This is a genomic window from Comamonas sp. NyZ500 (genome assembly GCF_016772095.1).
GTDB lineage: Bacteria > Pseudomonadota > Gammaproteobacteria > Burkholderiales > Burkholderiaceae_C > Comamonas > Comamonas thiooxydans.
Window position 1 is genome coordinate 1 of sequence record NZ_JAEIJE010000050.1, and the last position, 1775, is coordinate 1775.

Below are 1775 nucleotides of genomic sequence, written 5' to 3' on the forward strand. Positions count from 1 at the left end.
GCTTCCAGACCGTAATCGGCCACCGAGAAGATCGGTGCTTCGGGGTCCTTGTTGATCGCCACGATCACCTTGGAATCCTTCATGCCCGCCAGATGCTGGATCGCGCCCGAGATGCCGCAGGCAATGTACAGCTGGGGCGCCACGATCTTTCCCGTCTGGCCCACTTGCAGGTCGTTGGGCGCGTAGCCCGCATCAACGGCCGCACGGCTGGCACCGATGGCCGCACCCAGCTTGTCGGCCAGGGGGGTGATCACTTCGGTGAACTTCTCGGCCGAGCCCAGAGCACGGCCACCGGAGACGATGATCTTGGCTGCCGTCAGTTCGGGACGATCGCTCTTGGTCACTTCGCGGCCCACAAAGGCGCTCTTGCCGCTGTCAGCCACGGCTGCCGCCGTTTCCACGGCCGCCGAGCCGCCAGTGGCAGCGGCTGCGTCAAAGCCGGTGGTACGCACGGTGATGACCTTGACGGCATCGGCGGACTGCACGGTGGCAATGGCATTGCCCGCATAGATGGGGCGCTCGAAGGTGTCGGCGGAGTCGACCTTGGTGATGTCGCTGATCTGGGCCACGTCCAGCTTGGCGGCCACGCGGGGCGCCACGTTCTTGCCCGAGGCGGTCGAGGGGAACAGGATGTGGCTGTAGTTGCCGGCACCACTGCCCACAATCGCCAGCACCTGGGCGGCGACGTTCTCGGCCAGGCCGTCCTTGAGGCTGGCGCCGTCGGCATGGATGACCTTGGAGACACCGGCGATCTGGGCGGCAGCGGCTGCTGCAGCGGCTGCACCTTCGCCAACCACCAGCACATGCACATCACCGCCGCAGGCCTTGGCGGCCGTCACGGTGTTCAGGGTCGCGGTCTTGATCGAAGCGTTGTCGTGTTCTGCAATAACGAGAGAGGTCATTTCAGTCGTCTTTCTCTAGAATTTTTCATGGTGCCTGCATGACCCGAAGCCGGCCAATCTGGCGCGGCTCAAGCGCGGGACACCGAGGAAGGGCCGCCCCGCACCGAGGGTGTCGTCCCCCTGCGGGGATGACGCGAAGCGGCTCAGGGGGCCTTAGATGACTTTCGCTTCGTTTTTCAGCTTGTCGACCAGGGCGGCCACATCGGCCACCTTGACGCCAGCGCCACGCTTGGCAGGCTCGGAGACCTTCACGGTCTTCAGGCGGGGCGTCACGTCCACGCCCAGGTCTTCGGGCTTGAAGGTGTCCAGCTGCTTTTTCTTGGCCTTCATGATGTTGGGCAAGGTGACGTAGCGGGGCTCGTTCAGGCGCAGGTCGGTGGTGATGACGGCGGGCGTAGCCAGGGCCACGGTTTCGAGGCCGCCGTCCACTTCGCGGGTGACGTTGACCTTGTCGCCGGCGACTTCGACCTTGGAGGCGAAGGTGGCCTGGGGCAGATCGGCCAGGGCCGCCAGCATCTGGCCGGTCTGGTTGGCATCGTCGTCGATGGCCTGCTTGCCGCAGATGACCAGACCGGGTTGCTCCTTGTCCACCAGGGCCTTGAGCAGCTTGGCCACGGCCAGGGGCTGCAGCTCGACATCGGTCTCGACCAGAATGCCGCGATCGGCACCGATGGCCATGGCCGTGCGCAGGGTTTCCTGGCACTGGGCCACGCCGCAGGAGACGGCGATGACTTCGGTCACCACGCCTTTTTCCTTCAGGCGCACGGCTTCTTCGACGGCGATTTCGTCAAAGGGGTTCATGCTCATCTTGACGTTGGCGATGTCCACACCCGTGCCGTCCGACTTCACGCGGACCTTGACGTTGTAGTCCAC

The 1775-nt window shown here is 64.9% G+C and carries 2 protein-coding genes; both read right to left on the reverse strand.

Features of this window, described 5'->3' with window-relative positions; genetic code table 11:
• Window positions 1-902 (reverse strand): electron transfer flavoprotein subunit alpha/FixB family protein (locus tag JAO85_RS25485; protein ID WP_202789297.1); only part of this gene is annotated, 902 nt, incomplete at its 3' end.
• 153 nt (window positions 903-1055) lie between these two features.
• On the reverse strand, window positions 1056-1775 hold a 720-nt coding region (locus JAO85_RS25490), incomplete at its 5' end, for an electron transfer flavoprotein subunit beta/FixA family protein (protein WP_237735016.1).